This is a genomic window from Rhizobium sp. AG855, assembly GCF_003610655.1.
Taxonomy (GTDB): Bacteria; Pseudomonadota; Alphaproteobacteria; order Rhizobiales; family Rhizobiaceae; genus Allorhizobium; species Allorhizobium wuzhouense.
In genome coordinates this window covers 1,318,929-1,341,813 of sequence record NZ_RAQG01000003.1, presented here as the reverse complement: position 1 = coordinate 1,341,813, position 22,885 = coordinate 1,318,929, and the positions used below count along the sequence as shown (strand labels likewise).

Genomic DNA, 22,885 nt, shown 5'->3' with positions numbered 1-22,885 from the left:
CTCTTGTGGGAAAAGCTTACAGCGTGCGAAAGCCCCGGTCCAGATAGATGAGAGCGGGCTGTTTCGGACCCATATGCAGGGCCAGCACCTCGCCGAACAACACGGTATGGGTTGCCGTCACCTTGCGATCGACCACCCGGCAGTCGAAGGCGGCAAGCGCGTCGTCGAGCACAGGCGCGCCCGTTTCGAGGGTCCGCCAAGTTCCGAGTGCAAAACGCTCTTCTGCCGAGAGCTTGCCAAATCCCGCAAAGGCGCCGGCCAGCGCCTCATGATGGGCGGCGAGCGAGTTGAGCGCGAAGAAACCGCTTTCGAACAAGACATCATTGCTGGGATTGCTGTTGTTCAGGCACACGAGCACGGTCGGCGGATTATCGGAGACGGAGCATGCAGCGGTGATCGTCACCCCACGCCGCACGCCCTTGTGCTCGGATGTCACAACCTGCACATGGCCGGCATAGTGACTCATCGCCTCGCGATAGGAGACCGGATCCAGACCTTCACGACTCAAATGCTGTCTCCCTGCATGCATTCCCACTTCGATGGCGAATATGGACGCCAAGCCTTACCTTTTCCACAACAGCGCCAAGGTTTTTCAAGACCCCCTGCTCATCGGCCGGAAAGCCAGCATTTCCAATTGCCTAAGCTTTCGGTTAGGATGCCGCCAAGCAATATGGGACCTGCCAATGAAACGACTTTTGCTGACCGGCGCCATGACCGCCATCGCGTTCGCGCCGGCTTTTGCCGAGCCGCTGACACTGGCTGTCGTCGCCCCCAAGAGCGGCCTCTTTGACGTGCTCGGCGAGCAGGTGCGTCAGGGCGCCCACCTGGCGGCCGACCGGCTGTCGATCTCGCTGGTCGAGATCGAGGAAAGCTGCACGGAAGGCAGCGGGCCAAAAATTGCCGAACAGATCCGCGCGGCCGGCGCCAAGGCGGCGATCGGATTCCTCTGCAGCGAGAGCCTGGTCGGCGGGCTGCCGCAGCTGGCAGAGGCCGGCATTCCGGCCATCACGCTTTCGGTTCGCTGGAAGGGCCTGATGGAAGATTCGGCCAAGGAGAGCTGGCCCTTCTTCCGCCTCGCCCCAGATAGCGATGCAGAGGCAAAGAAGCTCTCCGAAATCATCCTGCGCGACTGGGCGGGCGACGCCGTGGCCCTTCTGGATGACGGGACCATTCGCGGTCGAGAGCTGGCGGATGCCGTCCGCGCAAGCCTTGAGGAAAGCGGCCTGAAACCCGTCTTCACCGACACCTTCCGGCCGGGCCAGGAACAGCAGCTCACCCTCGTGCGCAGACTTAAGAAGACCGGCGCATCCCGTGTCTTCATCGGTGGTGACCGCAACGATGTCGCCGTGATCGCCCGCGATGCGAAGGCCGACAAGCTGGCGCTGACCATCCTGGGTGGCGACGCCATGCGCGCTGCCAATGAACCGGTGCCGCTGGAAGATGGCGTGCTGGCCGTCGGTCTGGACGAGACACCGCGAGGCCCCAACGCAGAGGCGTTGGCGGCAGAACTGACCGAGAAAAAGATCTCGGCAGAAGGTTATGTTCTGCCGGCCCATGCGGCTGTGACGATCCTGGCGGATGCTGCAGGCATTTCGTCGGCCGTGGGAACGGCGCTGCCGGATGCGCTGGTCGGCACCCCCTTCGAGACGGCCTTGGGTCCCGTCACCTTTGGAGAAGATCACGAACTGAGCGAAAATCCCTATCGCCTGCTCGAATGGAAAGGCAACGCCTTCGTCGCTGTCCCGGACAAGACGCAGTAGGGCTTCAGCTTAGTCACGGTAGGGCCAGAAGGCCTGCGTGAAGACACCGCCATCGACCCAGATGGTCTGACCGGTGATGAACGACGCCTGTTCGGAGCACAAGAACAGCACCGGCCCTGCGATGTCCTCCGGCGTGCCGACGCGGCGGAGTGGCGTGACGTCGCCCCAGGTCTTCGCATAATCAGGGGCTTCGGCCTGCGTCCGCGCCGTCTCGATGGCGCCGGGCGCGATGCAGTTGACGCGGATGCCCTGCGGCCCCAGCTCAACGGCGGACACTTTGGTGAACTGCTCGATCCCGCCTTTCGACGCCGTGTAATCGACGAGCTTCGGGAAGGCGAGCTTGTTGCAGCCGGAGCCGAGATTGACGATCGAACCGCCCTTGCCAGCGGCCACCATGCGCCGCGCTACACGCTGCGTGTTGAGGAAAGTGCCCTTGAGATTGGTGCTGATCACGGCATCCCAGCGGTCCTCGGACAACTCCAGCAGAGAAGCCCAGGTCTGGATGCCGGCATTGTTGACCAGCACATCCGGCGCCTGACCGGCCAAGGCAATCGCCTCATCGAGAAACGCCTCGATGGCCTCGCTGCCCGCAACCTCGCATTCGCGCCCGAGAGCCCGGCCTCCGAGCGCCGCCGCGTCCGCCTCGACGGCAGTAGCGGCTTCCGGCTGGCCGATATGGGTGAAGGCGACGTCGTAACCGGAGGTGACGAAGGCCGAAACGAGGTGTCGGCCGATGCCCGAACTGCCGCCGGTGATGATCGCGAATTTGGCCATGCTGTCCTCCCAGACCGAGATCTTTTTCCGGTCGAGGGATGGACGCCCGGCACCGGCGCGTCAAGCCCGGATGCATCTCATTCCAAGGCATGGTTGCCGCACACCATCGCGGGTGCTATGCGGACCGGAAATGACTGCCATGATCCCGCATGACCCCGGCATCGGATCGAGCCGACATCATGCGACAGCGCTGCCGAGGAACACGCCATGACACGCCCCCTGCTGATTTCGCCCTCCATTCTCGCTGCCGACTTCTCGCGCCTCGGCCAGGAAGTCTCCGATGTCGTCGAAGCGGGTGCCGAATGGGTTCACCTGGATGTCATGGACGGCCATTTCGTGCCGAACATCTCCTTCGGCCCGGCCGTCATCAAGGCGCTGCGCCCCCATACCAAGGCCGTCTTCGACTGCCATCTGATGATTGCACCGGCCGATCCCTATCTGGCGGCCTTTGCCGATGCCGGTTGCGACATCATCACGGTGCATGCCGAGGCCGGCCCGCATCTGCATCGCTCGCTCCAGACCATTCGTGCGCTCGGCAAGAAGGCAGGCGTGTCGCTCAACCCGGCGACCCCGCTCTCGGTCATCGAACACGTGATGGATGATCTCGACCTGATCCTGATCATGAGCGTCAATCCCGGCTTCGGCGGCCAGAAATACATCCCCGCCATGACCGACAAGATCGCAAAGGCGCACGCCCTGATCGGCAACCGCCCGATCGATCTTGAAGTCGATGGTGGCGTGACCGCCGACAACGCCGCCGAGATTGCGAAAGCCGGGGCCAATGCTCTGGTCGCAGGCTCCGCGATCTTCAAGGGCAATGGCGTGGATGACTACCGCAAGACGGTGGCCACCCTGCGGAAGGCGGCCGAGGGAGGACGCGGGTGAAGTTACCGCTTCCGACCATCGCGATCCTGCTGCTCACGGCTCTTGCCGCGAACGCCGGAGACGTGGCGGAGATGCGGCCGCTGGGCTTTTCCCCCGACGGCAAATACTTCGCCTTCGAACAATTCGGCGAACAGGACGGCTCGGGCTTTCCCTATGCCGAGATCCAGGTGATCGACACCGAGACGGACAGCTATGTCGAGGGCACGCCGATCAAGGTCCTCATCCGACGGGAAGAGGCGTCGATCGGTGAGGCGCGGCGCGAAAGCCTGAATCAGGCCAAGGCGCTGCTCGACGCGCGAAAAATCGGGGATGATCCCGGCCATCTCGTCGCCTTCGCACCCATCGGCGAATTGACGGAAAAGCTGCACGACCTGCGCTATCAGGCCTTTCCGAGCTTCTACGTCTCAGACGGCATTTACCGGCTGTCTCTGCAGGAATTCGATGCCGAGGGCGAGGAACTCTGCCGCAGCATGAACACACCTGTGCGCGGCTTTGCTCTCTCCGTTGCGGACGACGCCAAACCCGAAACGAAGCGCGAGGTTTACAGGGACCGGAATGTGCCGAAGAGCCGTCACTGCCCGAGCGCCTATGCGATCGGTGGTGTGGTGACAGCTGGCCTGGGATCGACAGCCCCGCACATGGTCATGGTCCAGGTGGCGTCGCTCGGCTTCGAAGGCAGCGATCTGCGCTGGCTTGCCGTTCCGGTGAAGCCGTGATCAGGCGCGCCCGGCTGCCCTCGATGCAGCTTTGGAGCGTGGGCGCCTTGGCCTGGGGGCTCGCCATGGCTTTGAGTTTCCTTCTGTCGATCCATGTCTTCGGTCGAGCAACTGGCAGCCATGATATTGGCCTCACCGCCATCTATGCCGCGGGCGGGGTGATTGGATGGCTCGTCGCCCTTCCTCTGGTCAGCTTCAGCGGGGACGGCAGGAGATCCGCAAAGATCTTTGCCGCCTGGTTCCTCTTGCTCGGCCTTGCCACCATCGGGGCAACAGCCGGGCTTTTTGCCCTGCAATACCGCATGTTCTATGCCCATTGGCACGCGCCCTTCCCTTCGCGCATCTGGGTTTACCAGTTTGTCTTTACCTCCGCTTCGGCGCTCTACCAGTTCGCCGTTCTCGGCCTCAGACACTTCCTGCCCACGGCCTTCCTGATTTTGCTGGTGCTTGCCATCCTCATGGCCCGCCGCAACCGTTGAGCTTATCGGCTCACTTTGCTAAGGGGGGCCAGAATTTCAGATCCAACGAAAGACGAGCCCGATGATCCCGCGTTACTCCCGACCGGAAATGGTCGCCATCTGGTCCCCCGAAACCAAGTTCCGCATCTGGTTCGAAATCGAAGCCCATGCCTGCGACGCGCTCGCCGAACTCGGCGTCATCCCGAAAGAGTCTGCCCGGATGATCTGGGAAAAGGGTGGCGCGGCCGAATTCGACGTGGCCCGCATCGACGAGATCGAGGCCGTCACCAAGCATGATGTCATCGCCTTCCTCACCCATCTCGCCGAATTCATCGGCCCGGACTCGCGCTTCGTCCATCAGGGCATGACCTCGTCCGACGTGCTGGACACGACGCTCAACATCCAGCTGGTGCGCGCCGCCGACATCCTGCTCGCAGGCGTCGACCGCGTGCTGGCAGCGCTCAAGACCCGCGCCTTTGAACACAAGGACACGGTCCGCATCGGCCGCAGCCACGGCATTCATGCCGAGCCGACGACCATGGGCCTGACCTTTGCCCGCTTCTATGCCGAGATGGCCCGCAATCGGACGCGCCTCGTCAATGCCCGTGCCGAAATCGCCACCGGCGCGATCTCGGGCGCCGTCGGCACCTTCGCCAATATCGACCCGCGCGTCGAAGAGCATGTCTGCGAAAAGCTTGGCCTCGTCGCCGAGCCGATCTCGACCCAGGTCATCCCGCGCGACCGCCATGCGATGTTCTTCGCCACGCTTGGCGTCATTGCCTCGTCGATCGAGAATGTCGCGATCGAGATCCGCCACATGCAGCGCACGGAAGTGCTGGAAGCCGAAGAATTCTTCTCGCCGGGCCAGAAGGGCTCGTCGGCCATGCCGCACAAGCGCAATCCGGTGCTGACCGAAAACCTCACCGGCCTTGCCCGCCTGGTGCGCATGTCGGTGACCCCGGCGCTGGAAAACGTGGCCCTCTGGCACGAGCGCGACATCAGCCATTCGAGTGTCGAGCGCGCCATCGGCCCGGATACCACGATCACCCTCGACTTTGCGCTGAACCGCCTGGCTGGCGTCATCGAGAAGCTGGTGATCTACCCCGAGAACATGTTGAAGAACATGAACAAGTTCAAGGGCCTGGTCATGAGCCAGCGCGTACTTCTGGCACTCACCCAGGCAGGCGTATCGCGTGAGGACAGCTACCGCCTCGTCCAGCGCAACGCCATGAAGGTCTGGGAAAAGGGCGCCGACTTCCTTGAGGAACTGCTTGGCGACGCGGAAGTTCGCGCAGCACTCTCCGAAGAGGAGATCCGCGAAAAATTCGATCTCGGCTATCACACCAAGCACGTCGACACGATTTTTGCCCGCGTCTTCGGCTGATTTCGGCCATCAGCGCTGAGAGAACAAGGCCCGGCGGAAACGCCGGGCCTTTTTTTGCATCGACGATCAAACGTGCGGCCGCGCAACCACCAGCTTGCGGTAGAGATGCCAGGTGGCATGTCCGAGCACGGGCACGATGACGACCAGCCCGACCATCAGCGTCGCCATGCCGATGGCGAGCAGTCCGGCAACCAGCAGGCCCCAGACGGCGACCGGCACCGGATTGGCCAGGCTCGCACGGATCGAGGTGGAGACGGCAGTCACCGCACCGACATCCCTGTCCAAAAGCAGCGGGAACGCGACGATGCTGACCACCAGCGCGACGAGCGCCAAGAGGAAACCGAGTCCATTGCTCCAGATCAGGAAGGGAACGGCATTCGGGTGACCGAGGATGCCGGACATGAAGTTGAACACGCCGGGCGCCAGATTGTCGCTGACCATGGTGTCATAAAGACCCCGCGCCAGAAACAGCCAGACCATGAAGAGCAGAAGCAATCCGATGCTCATCATCAGAAGCGACGGCAGAGATGGCGATTTGAGGATCGCCGGAACCTTGGACCAGCTTGCGTCCTCGCCGCGCTCGCGCCGCCGGCTGATATCCATCAGACCCAGCGCCAAAAGCGGCCCGAGCAGGGCAAAGCCCGTGAGCAGCGGATAGACCATCGGCAGCAATTCGGCGCCGGCGCTCCAGGCGATCATGATGGCGCCGGCGATTGGATAGATCAGCGCCACGAAGGCATAATGCGACGGCTTCTCGCGGAAATCGGCATAACCCTCGCTCAGCGCATCAAACACGTCGGCCACCGAGATCCGGCGGATATCGGGCCGCTCCAGAAGTCCGGCGGGGCCGGTCAAGACATGAAAAGTCGACATTCTCACTCCTCCTCGAATTCCCAGGAATTGCAGACTGCAAAGTGAAATGCACGAAAGAGGCATGCCCCCCGATGCCCCATGAAACCGACAAGCCGCAGATGCGAGAACACATGACCAGTCGGCAGGCGGCACATACGGATGCTCGGCGTCTTGCAGGAGCATCCGACACAATCATATCACCACTGCGCCGGAATGTCGCGGCCATAGGAGCGGCGCGCACCGGATCGTGATGAACGTCCGGCGTGGAGAGACGCGATACAGCAGTCGGATTTTTTGTCTGGGACGGAACCGGAAACCTTGACGTGGCGCATCGCCAAACGCAGATAAGCGCCATGAAAGTCTCTGATGTCGATATCCTGATCGTACCCGGTTACACCAATTCCGGCCCCGACCACTGGCAAACCCGGTGGGAGTCCAAGCTGTCGACCGCGCGCCGCGTCGAGCAGGCGGAGTGGTCGAAACCGGTGCGCGAGCACTGGGTGGCCCGTGTCGTCGAGGAGGTCAATTCCTCGACCAAGCCAGTTGTTCTTGTTGCCCACTCACTGGGTGTCCCGACAGTCATCCACGCGATCCCGCAACTCAAGCAGAAGGTGGCCGGTGCCTTCTTCGTCGCGCCGCCGGATGTCGCCAATCCGGAGATCCGCCCCAAGCACCTGATGACCTTCGGGCCCTACCCGCGCGATCCCCTGCCGTTCCCGTCGATGACCATTGCCAGCCGCAACGACCCCTTCGGGGAATACGCCCATGCCGAGGACATTGCCAACGCATGGGGATCGCTGTTGGTCGATGCAGGCGAATCCGGCCACATCAACGCCGATTCCGGCCATGGCCCCTGGCCCGAGGGCACGATGGTCTTCGCACAATTCCTCAGCCGCCTGTGAAAACGATCGGTCGCGAACGACCCGGCCAAATTTGAACAAAAGGTTTACGGCGCCATCAGGTGACGGGCATAGCCGGTTAAGCGCTTCTTAAGTCAAGCGACCTAGACTTGAGGCAGCTTTCCGGTTCAGAGCACGACCTTGCGCAAAAACGCTGCAGTCCAAGCACATTCGGCCAACGCGCGCAGTCTGACGCTGTCCAACCTCGCTTGGCCGACCGCCTTGCTCGACGCCGACGGCGTCATTCTCGATCGCAATCTGGCTCTTGTCGACATTCTGGCATTGACCGGCACCGACAGCGCCTGCTTCACAGACTACCTGGACAGCGATGACGCAACCGCTCTCGACCTGGCGAAGAACAGACTTCTGAACCCTGGGGACATCACCCAGATCGAGATCCGGATCACAGCGGGGACCACGGTCCGACATTTTCTCGCGTCTCTCTCGCGGGCACCCGCCACGGCCGGTGCCGTCCTCTTGCAGCTTGCCGAGATCACGCGGCTGAAAGCCGATATGGCGGACCTCGCCATTCGCGAAAGCCGCTGGAACCACGCATTGGTCTCGTCCGCCTCCGGCGTCTGGGACCAGCGGATGAACGGCGACTACTATTATTCCGACATCTGGCGCCGGATCCGCGGTCTTGGTCCAAATGATCCCATTCCGCCAACCACCGAAATCTGGCTGGAATCGGTGCATCCCCACGACCGCGAACATGTGCTGCATTGCATCGAACGGCAGAATTCAGGAGACCCTGCTTATCTGACCTTTCAGTATCGCGAACGCCATCACGACGGTCACTACATCTGGATCGAATGCCGCGGCGCATGCATCGAAACGGACGACCAGGGGCGCGCGCTTCGAATCACCGGCACGGACACCGACGTCACGGCCCGCAAGGCCCAGGAGGAGTGGCAGGAAGGCCTGTCCCGGCGCCTGCGCCTGGCACTCGACATTTCGCGCATCGGTGTCTTCGAGACCGACTTCGACGCCGGCATCAGCGTCTGGGACGACGCCATGCGGCATATCTTCGAAGTCGATGAAGAGGACGAGATCCGGATCGGCGACCGGTGGGAGGAAAAGCTCCACCCCGACGACCGCGAACGGGTCCTGGCCAATGTTACCCGGCGCATTGAGATGCGGGAAACCTTCACCGACGATTACCGCATCATCGCACGGGACGGCAGCACACGGTACATCCGCGCCAACAGCCTGCCTTATGTCGACCACGACGGCCGCCTGAAGATGATCGGCGTCAACTGGGACGTGACCGAAGACCGGCGCCTGCGCGAGGAACTGGAGCGCCAGAAGGCGCTGGCGGAGGCACGCAACGAGGAGCTGGAACGCACCCGTATTGCGGCCGAACACTCGGCACTGCATGACTACCTGACCGGACTGCCCAACCGCCGCTTCCTGGAGCAACGGATCGACGACTGGCGGGCCGTGCCTGAAGCGGAGCGGCACGGCATCGCCATCCTGCACATCGACCTCGATCGCTTCAAGCAGATCAACGACACCCTGGGCCACAGTGCCGGCGATGCCATGCTCAAACATGCTGCCAAAATTCTGCGAGACAGCATTCGTCCCAGCGATTTCGCCGCCCGCATTGGCGGCGACGAATTCGTCCTCCTGGTCGCGCATTCCGGCACGACCACAGCCTTGTCCGACGTCGCCACCCGGATCATCGAGACCATGCGTCAACCCGTCTGGTACAACGGGCACGAATGCCGATTCGGCGCGAGTATCGGCATCGCCTACTCCAACGACCGGCTGGCTGACCCGCGCCAGCTGCTACAGAACGCCGACATTGCGCTCTACAATGCGAAAAACCTCGGCCGGAACCGCTACGAGTTCTACAAGCCGTCCAGCCGCAGCATGCTCGTCGATGCCCACCGCCTCTCGGACGAGTTGCTGCGCGGACTGGAGCGCGACGAGATCATTCCCTATTATCAACTGCAGTTTGATGCCCGCACCCGCGACATCACCGGTGCCGAATGCCTGGCGCGCTGGCAGCATCCGGAACATGGAATCCTCGGTCCGGACCGCTTCCTGGCCGTCGCCGAAGACTGCGGTGTGATCGCCAAGGTCGATCGCATCATCCTGGAGAAGTCCCTGGCCGATGTCGCGCGCTGGAAAGCACTCGGCCTGGATATCCCGAAGATATCCGTGAACGTCTCCGCCCGCAGGCTCAACGACCCGGACCTCGCCCAGGGCCTGTCGAAGCTCGACATCAAGCCGGGCACGGTCTCCTTCGAACTTCTCGAAAGCGTCTTCCTTGATCGCCAGGACGAAGTCGTGCGAACCAATCTCGAGACGCTGCGTCGCCTGTCGATCGGCATCGAAATCGACGATTTCGGCACGGGTCACGCCTCGATCGTCGGCCTGCTCAACCTGAAGCCGGGAACGTTGAAAATCGACCGCCAATTGATCGAGCACCTGCCGGAAAGCCAGGAGCAACGGGTCCTGGTCATGTCGATCATCCAGATCGCCCGCTCGCTGAAAATCAAGGTGGTCGCGGAAGGCGTCGAGACGGAGGAACACGCGCGCATCCTCAAACGTCTCGGCTGCGACGTTCTGCAAGGCTATGGCCTTGCCAGACCGACGGATTTCGAACGGACGACCATTCGGCTGCGGGAACAAAGAAAATCCGCCCAGGCCGGTTAGCCTGAGCGGATCGATGGGTCTCTGACGTTTTCGAATCAGGAATTCTGGATCTGCTCGATCGCCTGACCGAGGAAATCGACCATCTTGCTGCGCAGCTCTTCATCGGTGATCGAGATACCGCCGGCCGAGAGATCGGCCTTCAGCTTGCGGATGACGTCTTCATCGCCGGCTTCCTCGAAATCGGATGCGATGACCTCCCTGGCATAGGCCTCTGCATCGGCCTTGCCGAGCAGACCGGCGGCCCAGAGCCCGACCAGCTTGTTGCGACGCGCTTCTGCCTTGAAGCGAAGCTCCTGATCATGTGCGAACTTGTTTTCGAACGCCTTTTCGCGATCACTCATGCCGCTCATCTGAATCTCCCGTATTGTGCCGTCGTTGTGCGGTGACGTTTCCCCATTAATCAAAAGGGAGTACAAAGTGCAATGCAAACTTCCGCGATTCCGGGTGAGTCCCTGATGACGCGACGTTTTGGCAGGAAGGGGTGATCTGCGCATTGTGAAAACCGAGGTTTTCCGTTAAGGGACCGCTTCAAAGACCGATCCACTGCGTCCGCGCATTTGCGCCGAGATGCCAACAACAGAGAAAACCACTCATGAACCGTCGCCGCCGCGTTTACGAGGGCAAGGCAAAGATCCTCTATGAGGGTCCCGAGCCCGGCACGCTGATCCAGTTCTTCAAGGACGATGCAACGGCATTCAACAAGAAGAAGCATGAAGTCATCGACGGAAAAGGCGTTCTGAACAACCGCATCTCCGAATACGTCTTCACGCATCTGAACAAGATCGGCATCCCGACCCATTTCATTCGCCGCATGAACATGCGCGAGCAGCTGATCAAGGAAGTCGAGATCATCCCGCTCGAGATCGTCGTGCGCAACGTTGCCGCGGGCTCCCTGTCTGCCCGCCTCGGCATCGAGGAAGGCGTGGTCCTGCCGCGCTCCATCATCGAATTCTACTACAAGTCGGATGCGCTCGGCGATCCGATGGTCTCGGAAGAGCACATTACCGCCTTTGGCTGGGCCAACCCGGCCGAACTCGATGACATCATGGCGCTTGCCATTCGCGTCAACGACTTCCTCTCCGGCCTCTTCCTCGGCATCGGCATCCAGCTCGTCGACTTCAAGATCGAATGCGGCCGCCTCTATGAAGGCGACATGATGCGCATCATCCTGGCCGACGAGATCTCGCCGGACAGCTGCCGCCTCTGGGACATCGAGACCCGCGAGAAGCTCGACAAGGACCGCTTCCGTCACGACATGGGCGGGCTGCTTGAAGCCTATCAGGAAGTCGCCAAGCGTCTCGGCATCATCAACGAAAACGAGCCCCTGCGCGGCACGGGCCCGGTTCTGGTCAAGTAAGTTTTGGAGAGAGTACAAGTGATCAAGGCACGCGTCACCGTCACCCTGAAAAACGGTGTCCTGGATCCCCAGGGCAAGGCCATCGAGGGCGCACTCGGTGCCCTCGGCTTCGAGGGCGTCGGCCAGGTCCGCCAAGGCAAGGTCTTCGACCTCGAAGTTGAAGGCTCCGACAAGGCCAAGGCCGAAGCCGACCTCAAGGCCATGTGCGAAAAGCTCCTCGCCAACACGGTAATCGAGAATTATACTATCTCCATCGCCTGAGGGTTGAAGGAGACGCGCGATATGGCTGAAGTGACCAGCGAATTGATGTTCGAGCTTTTGAAGCGAGTTCACGCCGACATTGCGGACATCAAACTGGGCCAACGAGAGCTGAAAGCAGACATGAATGCGATGCGCGGCACCTTGGTGTCGGTGCATCAGGACATTCATAACATCCATACGACGCTTGCTCGCCATGAGACGCGTCTGGATCGCATTGAAAATCGCCTGGAGCTGCGGGAGTTCCAGGAAGCCCAGCTAAGGTTTGAGCCCCAACCATGAAATCAGCCGTCGTCCAGCTCCCAGGCCTCAATCGTGACCGTGACATGATCGCGGCGCTGACCAAGATCTCCGGCCATGCGCCTGCCACCATCTGGCAGACCGAGACCGAGATCCCGGATGTCGACCTGATCGTCATCCCTGGCGGCTTTTCCTACGGCGACTATCTGCGGTGTGGCGCGATTGCCGCCCGCATGCCGGTGATGCAGGCGATCAAGGACAAGGCCGAGCAGGGCGTCAAGGTCATCGGCGTCTGCAACGGCTTCCAGATCCTGGTCGAGGCGGGCATGCTGCCGGGCGCCCTGATGCGCAACCAATCGCTGAAGTTCGTCTGCAAGGAAATCAAGCTGGAAGTCGTCAACGCCGACACCGACTTCACTCGCGCCTATGCCAAGGGCCAGATCATACGCTCGCCCGTCGCCCATCACGACGGCAACTACTTCGCCGATGCCGAGACGCTGAAAGCGATCGAAGGCAATGGCCAGGTCGTGTTCCGCTATGCCGAGGGCACGAACCCGAACGGCTCGATGAACGACATCGCCGGCGTCGTCAACGCCAAGGGCAATGTCCTTGGCATGATGCCGCATCCGGAAAACCTGATTGAAGCCGCCCATGGCGGCAATGACGGGCGCGGCATCTTTGCCTCGGCCCTGGATGTCATCGCCGCCTGAGGTAAGCTTCGCTTAACCCTATGAATGTTAACCCTATGAATGTTAGAGAGGCGGCACACAGCCGAAAGATCGCCATGCGCCGCCTCAGCCTTTCTCTCTTCCTGATTTCCGTCGCAGCGCTTTCCGCCTGCAAGCCCGACGCGCCGGCACCACGAGCAGCAACAGGTCAGTCCGCACTTGACGTGATGGAACTGGTTGCCGTTGGCGCAAACCGCTGCTGGTTCAAGTCAGGCGACCCTGATTTCAAGGCATATTCACTGGCACCTGAACTCTCGTCCTTCTCGGGCAGGCCGCGCATCTTGCTGGTGCGCAAGGGCTCCAGCGACATCCGGCCTTTGCTGGTCGTCCAGGCGGAAGGCAAGCCGGCCAGGCTTGACGCGTTTGGTCCGTTGATGGGCGAAGCGCTCGCACCCCGCATCCGCACAGACGTCATCCGCTGGGCCAAGGGCTCCAAGGATTGCTGATCAGAACGGCGGCAGCGACGCGCCATTGAGGCGAACCATAAGGCTCCGCCTCGCTTCCCGCCGCGCTTCACCTTCGCTAAGCCCGATGTCGCGCAACTGACTTTCCGTCAACTCTGACAAGGCCTGCCGCGACCGAGAGCGGCTTGACCATCCCATCACGCGACGCGCGAGCATACCCCAAAAAGCGGCAATACCGACGGGCCGGAAGGAGACGGATTGCTCGGTTGGCGAGGAAATTGTATCGATTGTCATCATATCACTCTTGCTGGCTGCCTGTATGCATCGAGCAAGAGATATGAATTGACTCAGTGACGGTGACAATATAGAGAATTGTCCCCATGACAAACTGGCTCCCCTCCCTCACCAGCGGTCACGGCCCGCTGTATGTTCGCATCGCAGATGATGCAGAAAACGCCATAAAATCAGGTCAACTTGCGCAGGGCACCAAATTGCCGCCGCAAAGGGATCTGGCGTATGACGTCGGGGTGACAATAGGGACAATTTCTCGTGCCTATGCACTTCTGCGCGAGCGCGGCCTTGTGAGTGGCGAGGTTGGCCGCGGCACCTATGTGCAGGCAGACACCTCCGATCCCACGGCTGTTGCGCGCGATCCGGTGACAATCACCTATGGCGGCACCCGCGCCATGAGCCCGCCACCAGGCAAGTTGCGCTTCGACACGACGGCTGCGATCGACGTGGGCCAGGCCGCAATTGTCGGGCGGATCATGACCGAAATCGCTTCGGAGCATCCCTCGGAAATCTCCAGTTACACCCGCACGCTCTCGCCGGATTGGCAGGAAGCCGGCAAACAGTGGCTCTCGGCCGGCAACTGGTCACCGGAAGCCTCGCAGATCCTGCCGCAAATGGGAGTCCATGCCGGGATCAATGCGGTGATCGCAGCGGTGACGGGCACAGGTGACCGGGTCGTCTGCGAGCACCTCACCTATTCGCAGGTCTCGCGCAGCGCCATGGTCATGGGCCGCCAGATTGCACTGGTCGATTCGGACAGTGACGGGATCCTGCCGGCGGATTTTGAACGGGTCTGTGCCCGCGAACACCCCAAGGCGGCTTTCATTATGTCCTCGGGGCAGAACCCGACGCTGGCTTGCCTGACACTCTCGCGACGCCAGGACATTGTCACCATCGCCCGAAAATACAATGTCTGGCTCATCGAAGACTACCTCTATGGCGGCATGATCGCCGATGGCATCCCGCTTTTGGCTGAACTGGCGCCGGACCGAACCTTTCTGCTGAACGGCTTGTCGAAATCGGTCGCAGCCGGCGTGCGCGGCGGCTGGGTCGCCTGTCCGCCACATATGAGTCAGCGCGTGCGTGTGACCCAAAAAATGGTGACCGGCGGCTTGCCCTTCCTGCTCGCCGAACTCTCCGCACGGCTGGTCCTGTCAGGTGCCGCCGCCGAGATTCGCAGCCAGGTCCTTACCGAAATTTCAGCCAGAGAAGCAATCGTCCGCCAGCTCTTCGAGGGCCACGAGTTTCGCTCTCACTCTCGCCTGCCCTTCTTTTGGCTGAAGCTGCCCGAACCCTGGATGTCCGGCACTTTCAAGCAGGCGGTGCTCGACGCAAATGTGCTGATTGATGACGAAGACGAGTTCAAGCCGGCACGATCTGCGCGGGTCTTCCACCACGTCCGAGTCGGCTTCAGCGAAGGGCGTGATCGGACACTGTCATCGGAAGGCTTGAAGACGGTTCGGCGCATTCTGGACCAGTCTCCGCTCGGCACCAGCGCCATCGTCTGAGCCGGACCGCGAGACGCATCCATCGAACCACGAAAGCGGCAGGAAAGGCTTGATCGGGCGCATTTTTCAAGTGCGCCGGGCGCAGGCTTGCGTTATAGCCTGCCTCGAAACCGATCTCCCATTTCCCTGAGAGCCAGATGACCGTTTCCAACTCCCGTCCCATCACCGCAGAATTGATCGCAAGCCACGGCCTGAAGCCAGACGAATACGATCGCATCCTGAACCTGATCGGACGTGAGCCGACCTTCACCGAGCTCGGCATCTTCTCGGCGATGTGGAACGAGCACTGCTCCTACAAGTCTTCCAAGAAGTGGCTGAAGACGCTGCCGACCAAGGGGCCGCGCGTCATCCAGGGTCCGGGCGAAAACGCCGGTGTCGTCGACATCGATGACGGCGACGTGGTCGTCTTCAAGATGGAGAGCCACAATCACCCGTCCTACATCGAGCCCTATCAGGGTGCGGCAACCGGCGTCGGCGGCATCCTGCGCGACGTCTTCACCATGGGCGCTCGTCCGGTCGCTGCCATGAACGCGCTGCGTTTTGGCGCTCCCGACCATCCGAAGACCAAGCATCTCGTGGCTGGTGTTGTTGCCGGCGTTGGCGGCTACGGCAACTCCTTCGGCGTGCCCACGGTCGGCGGTGAAGTCGAATTCGACGCCCGCTACAACGGCAACATTCTCGTCAACGCCTTCGCCGCCGGCCTTGCCAAGGCCGATGGCATCTTCTTGTCGGAAGCCAAGGGCGTCGGCCTTCCCGTCGTCTATCTCGGTGCCAAGACCGGCCGCGACGGCGTCGGTGGCGCGACAATGGCGTCTGCCGAATTCGACGAATCGATCGAAGAGAAGCGTCCGACGGTTCAGGTCGGCGACCCCTTCACCGAAAAGTGCCTGCTGGAAGCCTGCCTGGAGCTGATGCAAACGGGCGCTGTCATCGCCATCCAGGACATGGGTGCCGCCGGCCTCACCTGCTCGGCCGTCGAAATGGGCGCCAAGGGCGGCCTCGGCATTGAGCTGCAGCTCGACAAGGTGCCGGTGCGCGAAGAGCGCATGACGGCCTATGAAATGATGCTGTCGGAGAGCCAGGAGCGCATGCTCATGGTGCTCGAGCCCTCCAAGGAAGAGGTTGCTAAGGCGATCTTCGTCAAGTGGGGCCTCGATTTCGCGATCGTCGGTTACACCACCGACGACCTGCGCTTTCGCGTCATCCATCAGGGCGAGGAAGTCGCCAACCTGCCGATCAAGGAACTCGGCGACGAAGCCCCGGAATACGACCGTCCGTGGATCGAGCCGAAGACCCCTGCCCCGCTCGCCGAGAACGACATCCCGGCCGGCGACGTCGCAGACGCTCTCGTGAAGCTCGTTGGCTCGGCCAACAACTCCTCGCGCCGCTGGGTCTATGAGCAGTATGACACGCTGATCCAGGGCAACTCGCTGCAGCTTCCGGGCGGCGATGCCGGCGTCATCCGCGTCGAAGGCCACGCCACAAAGGCGCTCGCCTTCTCCTCCGACGTCACCCCGCGTTACGTCGAGGCCGATCCCTTCGAAGGCGGCAAGCAGGCGGTTGCCGAATGCTGGCGCAACATCACCGCGACCGGTGCGCTGCCGCTCGCCGCCACCGACAACCTGAACTTCGGAAATCCCGAGCGCCCTGAAATCATGGGCCAGCTCGTCTTTGCGATCAAAGGCATCGGCGAGGCTTGCCTCGCACTCGACTTCCCGATCGTCTCCGGCAATGTGTCGCTCTACAACGAGACCAATGGCCAGGGCATCCTGCCGACACCGACCATTGCCGGCGTCGGCCTGATGGCGGACTGGAAGAAGATGGCCCGCATCCGCTTCGCCGCTCAGGGCGAGGCGATCCTGCTCGCTGGCGCACCGTCCAGCTGGGGCACACATCTCGGCCAGTCGGTCTATCTGCGCGACATTCATGGTCGCACGGACGGACCGGCGCCGCATGTCGATCTCGAGCATGAAAAGAAGGTCGGCGATTTCGTTCGCGGCCTCATCAACGACGGTCTGGCGACCGCCGTCCATGATTGCTCGTCGGGTGGCCTCGCTCTCGCCGTCGCCGAAATGGCTATGGCTTCGGGCATCGGCGCCCACGTCAATGCGCTGAGTGATGCAAACCCCATCGCCGTCTTCTATGGCGAGGACCAGGGCCGTTATGTGCTGACAGTCGCCGAAGACAATGTCGACCAGGTCCAGGTCCGCGCCGAAGCCGCAGGCGTCTTCTGCCCGTGGATTGGCCGCACCGGCGGCACCAATCTTGTCCTCGGCGATGCCAAGCCGGTATCCGTCGAAGCGTTGAAGGCGGCCCATGAAGGCTGGTTCCCCGCACTGATGGAAGGCGAAGTCGCCTGACGGCCCGATCACGTCCCTGTGGAGCATGGGGTAGCGACTGCCATCCCCATTGAAAGAACTGGTCGGATGGCCGATAGTCGGCCATTGCTGATTTGCATGAGGGATCCGTTACATGCCGATGAAACCAGGCGACATCGAAGACATGATCAAGGCCGGCATTCCGGGAGCGAAGGTCGTCATCCGCGACCTCGCCGGCGATGGTGATCACTACGCCGCCGAGGTTGTCGCCGAAGCCTTCCGCGGCAAGAGCCGCGTTCAGCAGCACCAGATGGTCTATGACGCGCTCAAGGGCAACATGGGGGGTGTTCTGCATGCACTCGCCCTGCAGACGAGCATTCCAGAATAATTGAGGTCAGAACTGACCTGCGTTGAGAAAAGCCTGCCGCAATCTCGGCAGGCTTTTTTGGTTTGGAATGTCAGAAAACCGGTGGCCGTGCCGAGTGCAGGTCCGAAAATGACAGTGCCGGCAAGGGACCGGCCGTCATCAGGGTGAAGTCGAATCCGCTCTTCTGGTCCGGGCCGAGCACATATTGCCGGTGCATGCGCAGGAAGTCCCGGCGATTGCGGCCATAACGTTCGGCCGACATGGCGTTCTTGAACCGCACAAAGACCAGCTTCGGCTGCGGCGCATCGGGATGGCCCGATAGCGCGACCGTCTGGCATTTGTAGAGATGGATCGGGTCGGTCAGGCACTGGATATCGAACCAGTCCACCTGGGTGTGGCGCGCCACAAGCCCGATCCTGTGCCTCAGCAACGTCGCACTCGACAGAAGGCTGCATTGCAGAGCCGCCCCACCCAGGGTGACGAAAGTGATCCGCCGATCTCTCAACACCGGCGAGTTCCGCTCGATCAGACGGCCGATCACCGACAAGGCGAGGCTCGCACCCATGCTGTGCGAGGTCACGAGGATCTCGTCTGCGGATGTCACAAGTGCCCGTTCGGCGCGATCTGCCTCCCGCTCGATCCAGGCCGCCACCTCTTGCCCGTTCTCGGCGATGGCAACCGCCAACCGCCAATCGGCCAGCAGATGCAGCACATGGTAACGATCGGAAAGGCGCATCCAGCCGTAACGGAAGGCGGCATAGCCGAGTGGCAGAGAGAGGAGAAGCCAGAGCGGGTGGAGATCAATCGTCAGAGGCAGTGCCGCGATCTCGACACCAATGGCGATGCCGAGCGCGATGAACAGGTAGGGAAACAGGAAGAACAAGCCGAAACGCCAGGCATGCCGGAAATAGGCAAAGGCGGCTCCCTGGATTACGAGTGCCAGACCAGCACGGAACCCGGCAGCAATCTGCCGCCAGAGACTTTCGCGACGCAGGCTGGCGATCAGGTCGTTGTGGTCGTGGATGTGGATCTCGCTACTGGTGACCCAAACGTCACCAGCCGCATCAACGATGAAATGCGCGTTCTCAGGCGTGCCGGACATCGGCCCGACGGCGAAGCGGCTTTCCCAGACGCGCGCTGCTTGGGCTGCGGATCTTTGGTATCGCTGGCGATGCGCCTCGGCATCCAAGGGCTCGAAACCCGGAAAATGCAGGACGACACGACGATGGATCATGATGGCGGTCACTCGTTTCACTGCAGATCGACCGCAGGCAGCGCTTGCTAGACGAGAATTGCGCTGATTAAAAGGAGAAATGGAACAGAAGTGGGTGCACCACGGCGGGAGGATGAACACGAATGGCTGATCTGGTCTCCGACATCGTCAAGAATGTCGTCGAAGGTGTCCTGAAGGAAATTCTGAAAAAGCCGGCAAGCAAGCGCACAAGCCGGCGCAAGCAGCAGACACGCTCCAGCACAACGGGCCGTTTCGTGAAGAAGAAGGTCAAGCGCGCCGCGCCGAAGAAGCAATTGAGCCGTCGCCGGACGGCGGCCAAACGCAGCCGCCAGCGCAGTTCCTGACAAACCTTCGCCTCTCGGCACTGGCAAAAGCGGATTGCTCTTGCTATTTGTACGGCACGCAAACCTGCCGCCTTGACCGGCATGTGAAAGGATAAGACATGAGCGCCCACGATTTCATCGACAACGAAGTGAAGACCAACGACGTGGTCCTGTTCATGAAGGGCAGCCCGCAGTTCCCGCAATGCGGCTTCTCCGGCCAGGTGGTCCAGATTCTCGACTATCTCGGTGTCGACTACAAGGGCGTCAACGTGCTGGCCGACATGGAGATCCGCGAAGGCATCAAGCAGTATTCCAACTGGCCGACCATTCCGCAGCTCTACATCAAGGGCGAATTTGTCGGCGGTTGCGACATCGTCCGCGAGATGTTCCAGGCCGGCGAATTGCAAAAGCATTTTGAAGACCAGGGTATCGCCGTTCGCGGCGCCGCCTGACAAGCTCGCCGCAAGGCATCTTCATTCCAAGGCTGAGTAGGCGTTGCCCCGGGCAACGCCTTTTGGCCGTTTAGAGGTATTCTCCCGTGTCTGATTCCTTACACTCCGCGCAAAAAGCGCTGGGCAAGATGGGCCGCGCCGAATTTATCGCGTTGATGGCCTTCCTGATGGCGCTGAACGCGCTCGCCATCGACATCATGCTTCCCGGCCTCCAGCAAATCGGAGCAGCGCTGAACGTCGAAAACGAAAACCACCGTCAATACGTGGTTTCCGCCTATCTGATCGGTTTCGGTCTGGCGCAACTGTTCTACGGTCCGATCGCCGACCGCCTCGGCCGCCGCATTCCGATGATCCTCGGTCTCGGAATCTACATTGTCTCCTCGCTCGCCGTCGTCTTCGTGCCGTCCTTTGGCATGCTGCTCGTCCTGCGGTTCATCCAGGGCATCGGTTCGGCCGCCACCCGCGTCATCACCGTCTCGATCGTGCGCGACGTCTTCGGCGGTCGGCAGATGGCAGAAGTCATGTCACTGATCATGATGGTCTTCATGGTCATCCCGGTCGTCGCCCCGGGCACCGGGCAATTGATCATGCTGTTCGGGGACTGGCACTGGATCTTCGTCTTCATGGCGATGATCGCACTGATCGTCGGGACCTGGATGTATATCCGCCTGCCGGAAACGCTGGCGCCTGAGGATATCAGGGCCTTCACGCCGAAGGTTATCCTCGACGGCTTCCGCATCGTCCTCACCAACCGCGTAGCCCTCTGTTACACGCTGGCCAGCACCTTCATTTTCGGTGCGCTGTTCGGATTCATCAATTCGGCCCAGCAGATCTATGTGGGCATTTACGGCCTCGGCGTCTGGTTCCCGGTCGCTTTTGCCGCCGTCGCATTGTTCATGGCGCTGTCGTCCTTCGTCAACTCGAAGCTGGTCGGCCGCTTCGGCATGCGCAAGCTGTCGCACGCTTCTCTGCTCGGTTTCATCTTCATCAATGCCGTGTGGCTGCTGATCCAGGTCGTTGGCCCGCAGCCGATGCCGTTTGCGCTGTTCCTGAGCTTCTTTGCGCTCTCGATGTTCCAGTTCGGCTGGATCGGATCGAACTTCAACTCGCTGGCTATGGAACCACTCGGCCACGTCGCCGGCACGGCGTCCTCGGTCCTCGGCTTCATGGGCACGATCGGCGGCTCGCTGATCGGCGCGGCCATCGGCCAGGCCTTCGACGGCACAGCGCTGCCGATGGTCACGGGCTTCTTCGTGGTCGGCTTCATCGGTCTGATCTTCGTTCTGATCGGTGAGAAGGGCCGCCTGTTCCACCCGCAAAACAAGCCCGTCTGACCAACAGAGCGACCTGCTCAAAGCGAAAGGCCCGGTCGATGCCGGGCCTTTTGTCATTCTCAGACGGTAAAGATCTTCTCGCGCAATTCCCGCCAGGCATCCGGGTCGGCCGCGACCAGCAGTCCACCATCGGTATGATGCGGCAGATAGGCAGATCCGTCGAAGCGCGCGACATGCGCGCCCGCCTCCTGCATCATCAGCGCACCGCCGAGATGGTCCCAGGGCATCAGCTTGTTGTACATGGCAAAATCCATGTGCCCCTGGCCGAGCAGACGATATTCGTGGGCCGCACAGCGATAGCTGGTGAAGAGCCGCACCTCCGCGAGGTTCGTCAACAGGCGGCGACGGGTTTCGATATCGAAGAACCCGGTATTCGCAATGCCGATCATCTGGGAGAGCGGCTGGCTCGGCCGGACGAACATCTGCTCCTGCGATCCATCGGGCCGGCAAAGCCACGCACCGGAACCCTTCTCGACCAGGGCCCAGTCATTGCCGATCGGGTCATAGATGATGCCGGCGACAGTTTCCCCCTTACTCACCACCGCAAGCATGACACCGAACAGTGTCAGCCCGGCCGCAAAATTGAAGGTCCCGTCGATCGGATCGACGATCACGGCCAGATCGGCACCGGCGAGTTTTCCAAGCAGTTCCGGATCGGCAGCGACCGCCTCCTCACCGATGAAAAGGGCGTCAGGAAGAAGCGTGGACACACCCTTTCGGATCAGGCGCTCGGCCGCCTCGTCGGCCTCGGTCACGAGATCGATCGCCTCGGTTTTCATGCGCACGTCACCCTCGCCGAGGTTACGAAAACGCGGCAGGATTTCCTCGACGGCGGCCTCCTGCAGGAGGTTGGCCAAGGCGGCGATATCGATCGTGGCAGTCATGAAATCTCTCCGTTCCGTCGTGGTAATCCGGCTATTCTTGGACGCCGCCCCAACGCGGTTCTTCTAACCGGAAGGAAGACGCAAAGTACAGCTGGAAAGGCCCCAAGCTGCTGTTGCTTGCCACGGTGAAAAATGCATGATTTCGAAAACACAGCCATGTCGGAGTGCATTCTTCCATGATTTCCAGACGGTCCCTGCTGGCAGCCGCGTCGGCACTCCTGATCACCTCCGCCCTGCCCGCCGAAGCCGCACTCAAGTCCAAGCCCAAGCTGAAAACCGGTCAGGTTTATCTGATCCGCGGCTTTGCAAATATCTTCTCCACGGGGCTAGACACCCTGGGCAAGCAGCTTGCTGCAGACGGCGTGAAGGCTGAAGTTTTGTCGCTGCCGAACACAGATGCATTTGCCCGGCGCATCGCCGAAAAATACCGGGCCTCGAAAGATGCGCGACCGATCGTGCTCGTGGGCCATTCCCTGGGGGCCGACATGACCTTTGCCGTCGCCCGCGCTCTGGAACCGATGAAGATCCCTGTCGCCTTGATCATCAGCTTCGACCCGACCGGCAAAGGCCCGGTACCGCGGAACGTCAAGAAGGCCTTGAACTATTATACCGGCGGCGAAACCCTCTGGTCACCGGTGACCCCGATGCCGGGCTTCAAGGGCGACCTTGCCAATATCAACCTGCGCCAGGGTGACACCGCCATCAAGGGCATCGGCCATTTCAACATCGACAAGAATCCCGGCCTGCATGATCGCACCATCCGGGATATCAAGGCGGCCCTGCGCGCCCGCTGAACCG

Annotated in this window: 26 protein-coding genes; 19 read left to right on the top strand and 7 right to left on the bottom strand. The window is 61.5% G+C overall.

The features are described from left to right. Nucleotides 1-16: 16 nt before the first annotated feature. Nucleotides 17-508, bottom strand: coding sequence for a flavin reductase (locus DFO46_RS06500; RefSeq protein ID WP_245422516.1), 492 nt, complete (start codon nucleotides 506-508; stop codon nucleotides 17-19). A gap of 175 nt (nucleotides 509-683) precedes the next feature. Between DFO46_RS06500 and DFO46_RS06495 the strand changes: the two genes are divergently transcribed. Then, on the top strand, nucleotides 684-1,760 hold the full coding sequence (locus DFO46_RS06495; RefSeq protein ID WP_120276738.1) for a branched-chain amino acid ABC transporter substrate-binding protein: 1,077 nt from the start codon (nucleotides 684-686) through the stop codon (nucleotides 1,758-1,760). A 9-nt stretch (nucleotides 1,761-1,769) separates the two neighbouring features. Here the strand turns inward: DFO46_RS06495 and DFO46_RS06490 are convergent, their stop codons facing one another. Then, the gene (locus DFO46_RS06490) at nucleotides 1,770-2,534 is read right to left on the bottom strand and encodes an SDR family NAD(P)-dependent oxidoreductase (RefSeq protein WP_120276737.1); all 765 of its coding nucleotides are present in this window, start codon (nucleotides 2,532-2,534) and stop codon (nucleotides 1,770-1,772) included. A gap of 207 nt (nucleotides 2,535-2,741) precedes the next feature. Here DFO46_RS06490 and rpe point away from each other — a divergent pair, with 207 nt between their 5' ends. The 4 genes from rpe to purB all read left to right on the top strand — a co-directional run bounded on the left by rpe (nucleotide 2,742) and on the right by purB (nucleotide 5,977). Continuing rightward, nucleotides 2,742-3,419 (top strand): ribulose-phosphate 3-epimerase, encoded by a 678-nt coding sequence (gene rpe / locus DFO46_RS06485; protein WP_120276736.1) that lies wholly within the window; start codon nucleotides 2,742-2,744, stop codon nucleotides 3,417-3,419. Then, the gene (locus DFO46_RS06480) at nucleotides 3,416-4,135 is read left to right on the top strand and encodes a DUF2259 domain-containing protein (protein WP_120276735.1); all 720 of its coding nucleotides are present in this window, start codon (nucleotides 3,416-3,418) and stop codon (nucleotides 4,133-4,135) included. Before rpe ends, DFO46_RS06480 begins: the two co-directional genes overlap by 4 nt. A gap of 65 nt (nucleotides 4,136-4,200) precedes the next feature. Continuing rightward, the gene (locus tag DFO46_RS06475; RefSeq protein ID WP_245422515.1) at nucleotides 4,201-4,614 is read left to right on the top strand and encodes a hypothetical protein; all 414 of its coding nucleotides are present in this window, start codon (nucleotides 4,201-4,203) and stop codon (nucleotides 4,612-4,614) included. Nucleotides 4,615-4,675: 61 nt separating this feature from the next. After that, nucleotides 4,676-5,977 (top strand): adenylosuccinate lyase, encoded by a 1,302-nt coding sequence (gene purB, locus DFO46_RS06470; protein WP_120276734.1) that lies wholly within the window; start codon nucleotides 4,676-4,678, stop codon nucleotides 5,975-5,977. A 66-nt stretch (nucleotides 5,978-6,043) separates the two neighbouring features. Here the strand turns inward: purB and DFO46_RS06465 are convergent, their stop codons facing one another. Further along, the gene (locus tag DFO46_RS06465; RefSeq protein ID WP_110790592.1) at nucleotides 6,044-6,850 is read right to left on the bottom strand and encodes a DUF2189 domain-containing protein; all 807 of its coding nucleotides are present in this window, start codon (nucleotides 6,848-6,850) and stop codon (nucleotides 6,044-6,046) included. A 332-nt stretch (nucleotides 6,851-7,182) separates the two neighbouring features. Between DFO46_RS06465 and DFO46_RS06460 the strand changes: the two genes are divergently transcribed. Together DFO46_RS06460 and DFO46_RS06455 are read left to right on the top strand one after the other, a co-directional pair. After that, nucleotides 7,183-7,731, top strand: a complete 549-nt coding sequence (locus tag DFO46_RS06460) for an alpha/beta hydrolase (protein WP_120276733.1) — start codon at nucleotides 7,183-7,185, stop codon at nucleotides 7,729-7,731. Nucleotides 7,732-7,869: 138 nt separating this feature from the next. Further along, the gene (locus DFO46_RS06455; RefSeq protein ID WP_245422514.1) at nucleotides 7,870-10,389 is read left to right on the top strand and encodes a GGDEF domain-containing phosphodiesterase; all 2,520 of its coding nucleotides are present in this window, start codon (nucleotides 7,870-7,872) and stop codon (nucleotides 10,387-10,389) included. A gap of 35 nt (nucleotides 10,390-10,424) precedes the next feature. Here DFO46_RS06455 and DFO46_RS06450 read toward each other — a convergent pair whose 3' ends face one another. Then, entirely contained in the window at nucleotides 10,425-10,739 is a 315-nt protein-coding gene (locus DFO46_RS06450) for a DUF1476 domain-containing protein (protein WP_120276732.1), read from the bottom strand. Nucleotides 10,740-10,981: 242 nt separating this feature from the next. Here DFO46_RS06450 and purC point away from each other — a divergent pair, with 242 nt between their 5' ends. The 5 genes from purC to DFO46_RS06425 all read left to right on the top strand — a co-directional run bounded on the left by purC (nucleotide 10,982) and on the right by DFO46_RS06425 (nucleotide 13,418). Continuing rightward, nucleotides 10,982-11,746 (top strand): phosphoribosylaminoimidazolesuccinocarboxamide synthase, encoded by a 765-nt coding sequence (gene purC / locus DFO46_RS06445; RefSeq protein ID WP_110790595.1) that lies wholly within the window; start codon nucleotides 10,982-10,984, stop codon nucleotides 11,744-11,746. Between the two features lie 18 nt (nucleotides 11,747-11,764). Continuing rightward, entirely contained in the window at nucleotides 11,765-12,007 is a 243-nt protein-coding gene (purS, locus tag DFO46_RS06440) for a phosphoribosylformylglycinamidine synthase subunit PurS (RefSeq protein ID WP_110790596.1), read from the top strand. A gap of 21 nt (nucleotides 12,008-12,028) precedes the next feature. Next, nucleotides 12,029-12,286, top strand: a complete 258-nt coding sequence (locus tag DFO46_RS06435) for a hypothetical protein (protein WP_110790597.1) — start codon at nucleotides 12,029-12,031, stop codon at nucleotides 12,284-12,286. Beyond that, nucleotides 12,283-12,954 carry a phosphoribosylformylglycinamidine synthase subunit PurQ gene (gene purQ / locus DFO46_RS06430; protein ID WP_120276731.1) on the top strand — a complete coding sequence of 224 codons (672 nt, stop codon included), beginning with the start codon at nucleotides 12,283-12,285 and terminating at the stop codon, nucleotides 12,952-12,954. Before DFO46_RS06435 ends, purQ begins: the two co-directional genes overlap by 4 nt. A 74-nt stretch (nucleotides 12,955-13,028) precedes the next feature. Beyond that, nucleotides 13,029-13,418, top strand: a complete 390-nt coding sequence (locus tag DFO46_RS06425) for a hypothetical protein (RefSeq protein WP_110790599.1) — start codon at nucleotides 13,029-13,031, stop codon at nucleotides 13,416-13,418. On the opposite strand, the gene DFO46_RS24105 is transcribed toward DFO46_RS06425, so the two are convergent. Then, nucleotides 13,419-13,592: a DUF1127 domain-containing protein gene (locus tag DFO46_RS24105; RefSeq protein ID WP_281039957.1), complete on the bottom strand. Its 174-nt coding sequence runs from the start codon at nucleotides 13,590-13,592 to the stop codon at nucleotides 13,419-13,421. It abuts the gene before it with no gap. A 164-nt stretch (nucleotides 13,593-13,756) separates the two neighbouring features. On the opposite strand from DFO46_RS24105, the gene DFO46_RS06415 reads away from it, so the two are divergent. From DFO46_RS06415 to DFO46_RS06405, 3 genes are all read left to right on the top strand, one after another. After that, on the top strand, nucleotides 13,757-15,175 hold the full coding sequence (locus tag DFO46_RS06415) for a PLP-dependent aminotransferase family protein (protein WP_120276729.1): 1,419 nt from the start codon (nucleotides 13,757-13,759) through the stop codon (nucleotides 15,173-15,175). 137 nt (nucleotides 15,176-15,312) lie between these two features. Continuing rightward, on the top strand, nucleotides 15,313-17,535 hold the full coding sequence (gene purL / locus DFO46_RS06410) for a phosphoribosylformylglycinamidine synthase subunit PurL (protein ID WP_120276728.1): 2,223 nt from the start codon (nucleotides 15,313-15,315) through the stop codon (nucleotides 17,533-17,535). Nucleotides 17,536-17,647: 112 nt separating this feature from the next. Next, nucleotides 17,648-17,881: a BolA family transcriptional regulator gene (locus DFO46_RS06405; RefSeq protein WP_062278593.1), complete on the top strand. Its 234-nt coding sequence runs from the start codon at nucleotides 17,648-17,650 to the stop codon at nucleotides 17,879-17,881. A 70-nt stretch (nucleotides 17,882-17,951) separates the two neighbouring features. Here the strand turns inward: DFO46_RS06405 and DFO46_RS06400 are convergent, their stop codons facing one another. Then, nucleotides 17,952-19,094 (bottom strand): hypothetical protein, encoded by a 1,143-nt coding sequence (locus DFO46_RS06400; protein ID WP_120278162.1) that lies wholly within the window; start codon nucleotides 19,092-19,094, stop codon nucleotides 17,952-17,954. Between the two features lie 122 nt (nucleotides 19,095-19,216). Here DFO46_RS06400 and DFO46_RS06395 point away from each other — a divergent pair, with 122 nt between their 5' ends. The 3 genes from DFO46_RS06395 to DFO46_RS06385 all read left to right on the top strand — a co-directional run bounded on the left by DFO46_RS06395 (nucleotide 19,217) and on the right by DFO46_RS06385 (nucleotide 21,203). Next, nucleotides 19,217-19,438: a hypothetical protein gene (locus tag DFO46_RS06395; protein WP_110790603.1), complete on the top strand. Its 222-nt coding sequence runs from the start codon at nucleotides 19,217-19,219 to the stop codon at nucleotides 19,436-19,438. Between the two features lie 98 nt (nucleotides 19,439-19,536). Further along, complete coding sequence (gene grxD, locus DFO46_RS06390) at nucleotides 19,537-19,869, top strand: Grx4 family monothiol glutaredoxin (protein ID WP_110790604.1); 333 nt, start codon at nucleotides 19,537-19,539, stop codon at nucleotides 19,867-19,869. A gap of 128 nt (nucleotides 19,870-19,997) precedes the next feature. Beyond that, nucleotides 19,998-21,203 (top strand): multidrug effflux MFS transporter, encoded by a 1,206-nt coding sequence (locus DFO46_RS06385; protein ID WP_120276727.1) that lies wholly within the window; start codon nucleotides 19,998-20,000, stop codon nucleotides 21,201-21,203. Between the two features lie 59 nt (nucleotides 21,204-21,262). Here DFO46_RS06385 and DFO46_RS06380 read toward each other — a convergent pair whose 3' ends face one another. Continuing rightward, entirely contained in the window at nucleotides 21,263-22,087 is an 825-nt protein-coding gene (locus DFO46_RS06380; RefSeq protein ID WP_110790606.1) for an inositol monophosphatase family protein, read from the bottom strand. 176 nt (nucleotides 22,088-22,263) lie between these two features. Between DFO46_RS06380 and DFO46_RS06375 the strand changes: the two genes are divergently transcribed. Continuing rightward, a complete protein-coding gene (locus DFO46_RS06375) occupies nucleotides 22,264-22,881 on the top strand; it encodes a thioesterase domain-containing protein (RefSeq protein WP_120276726.1) in 618 nt (205 codons plus the stop codon). Nucleotides 22,882-22,885 lie beyond the last annotated feature (4 nt).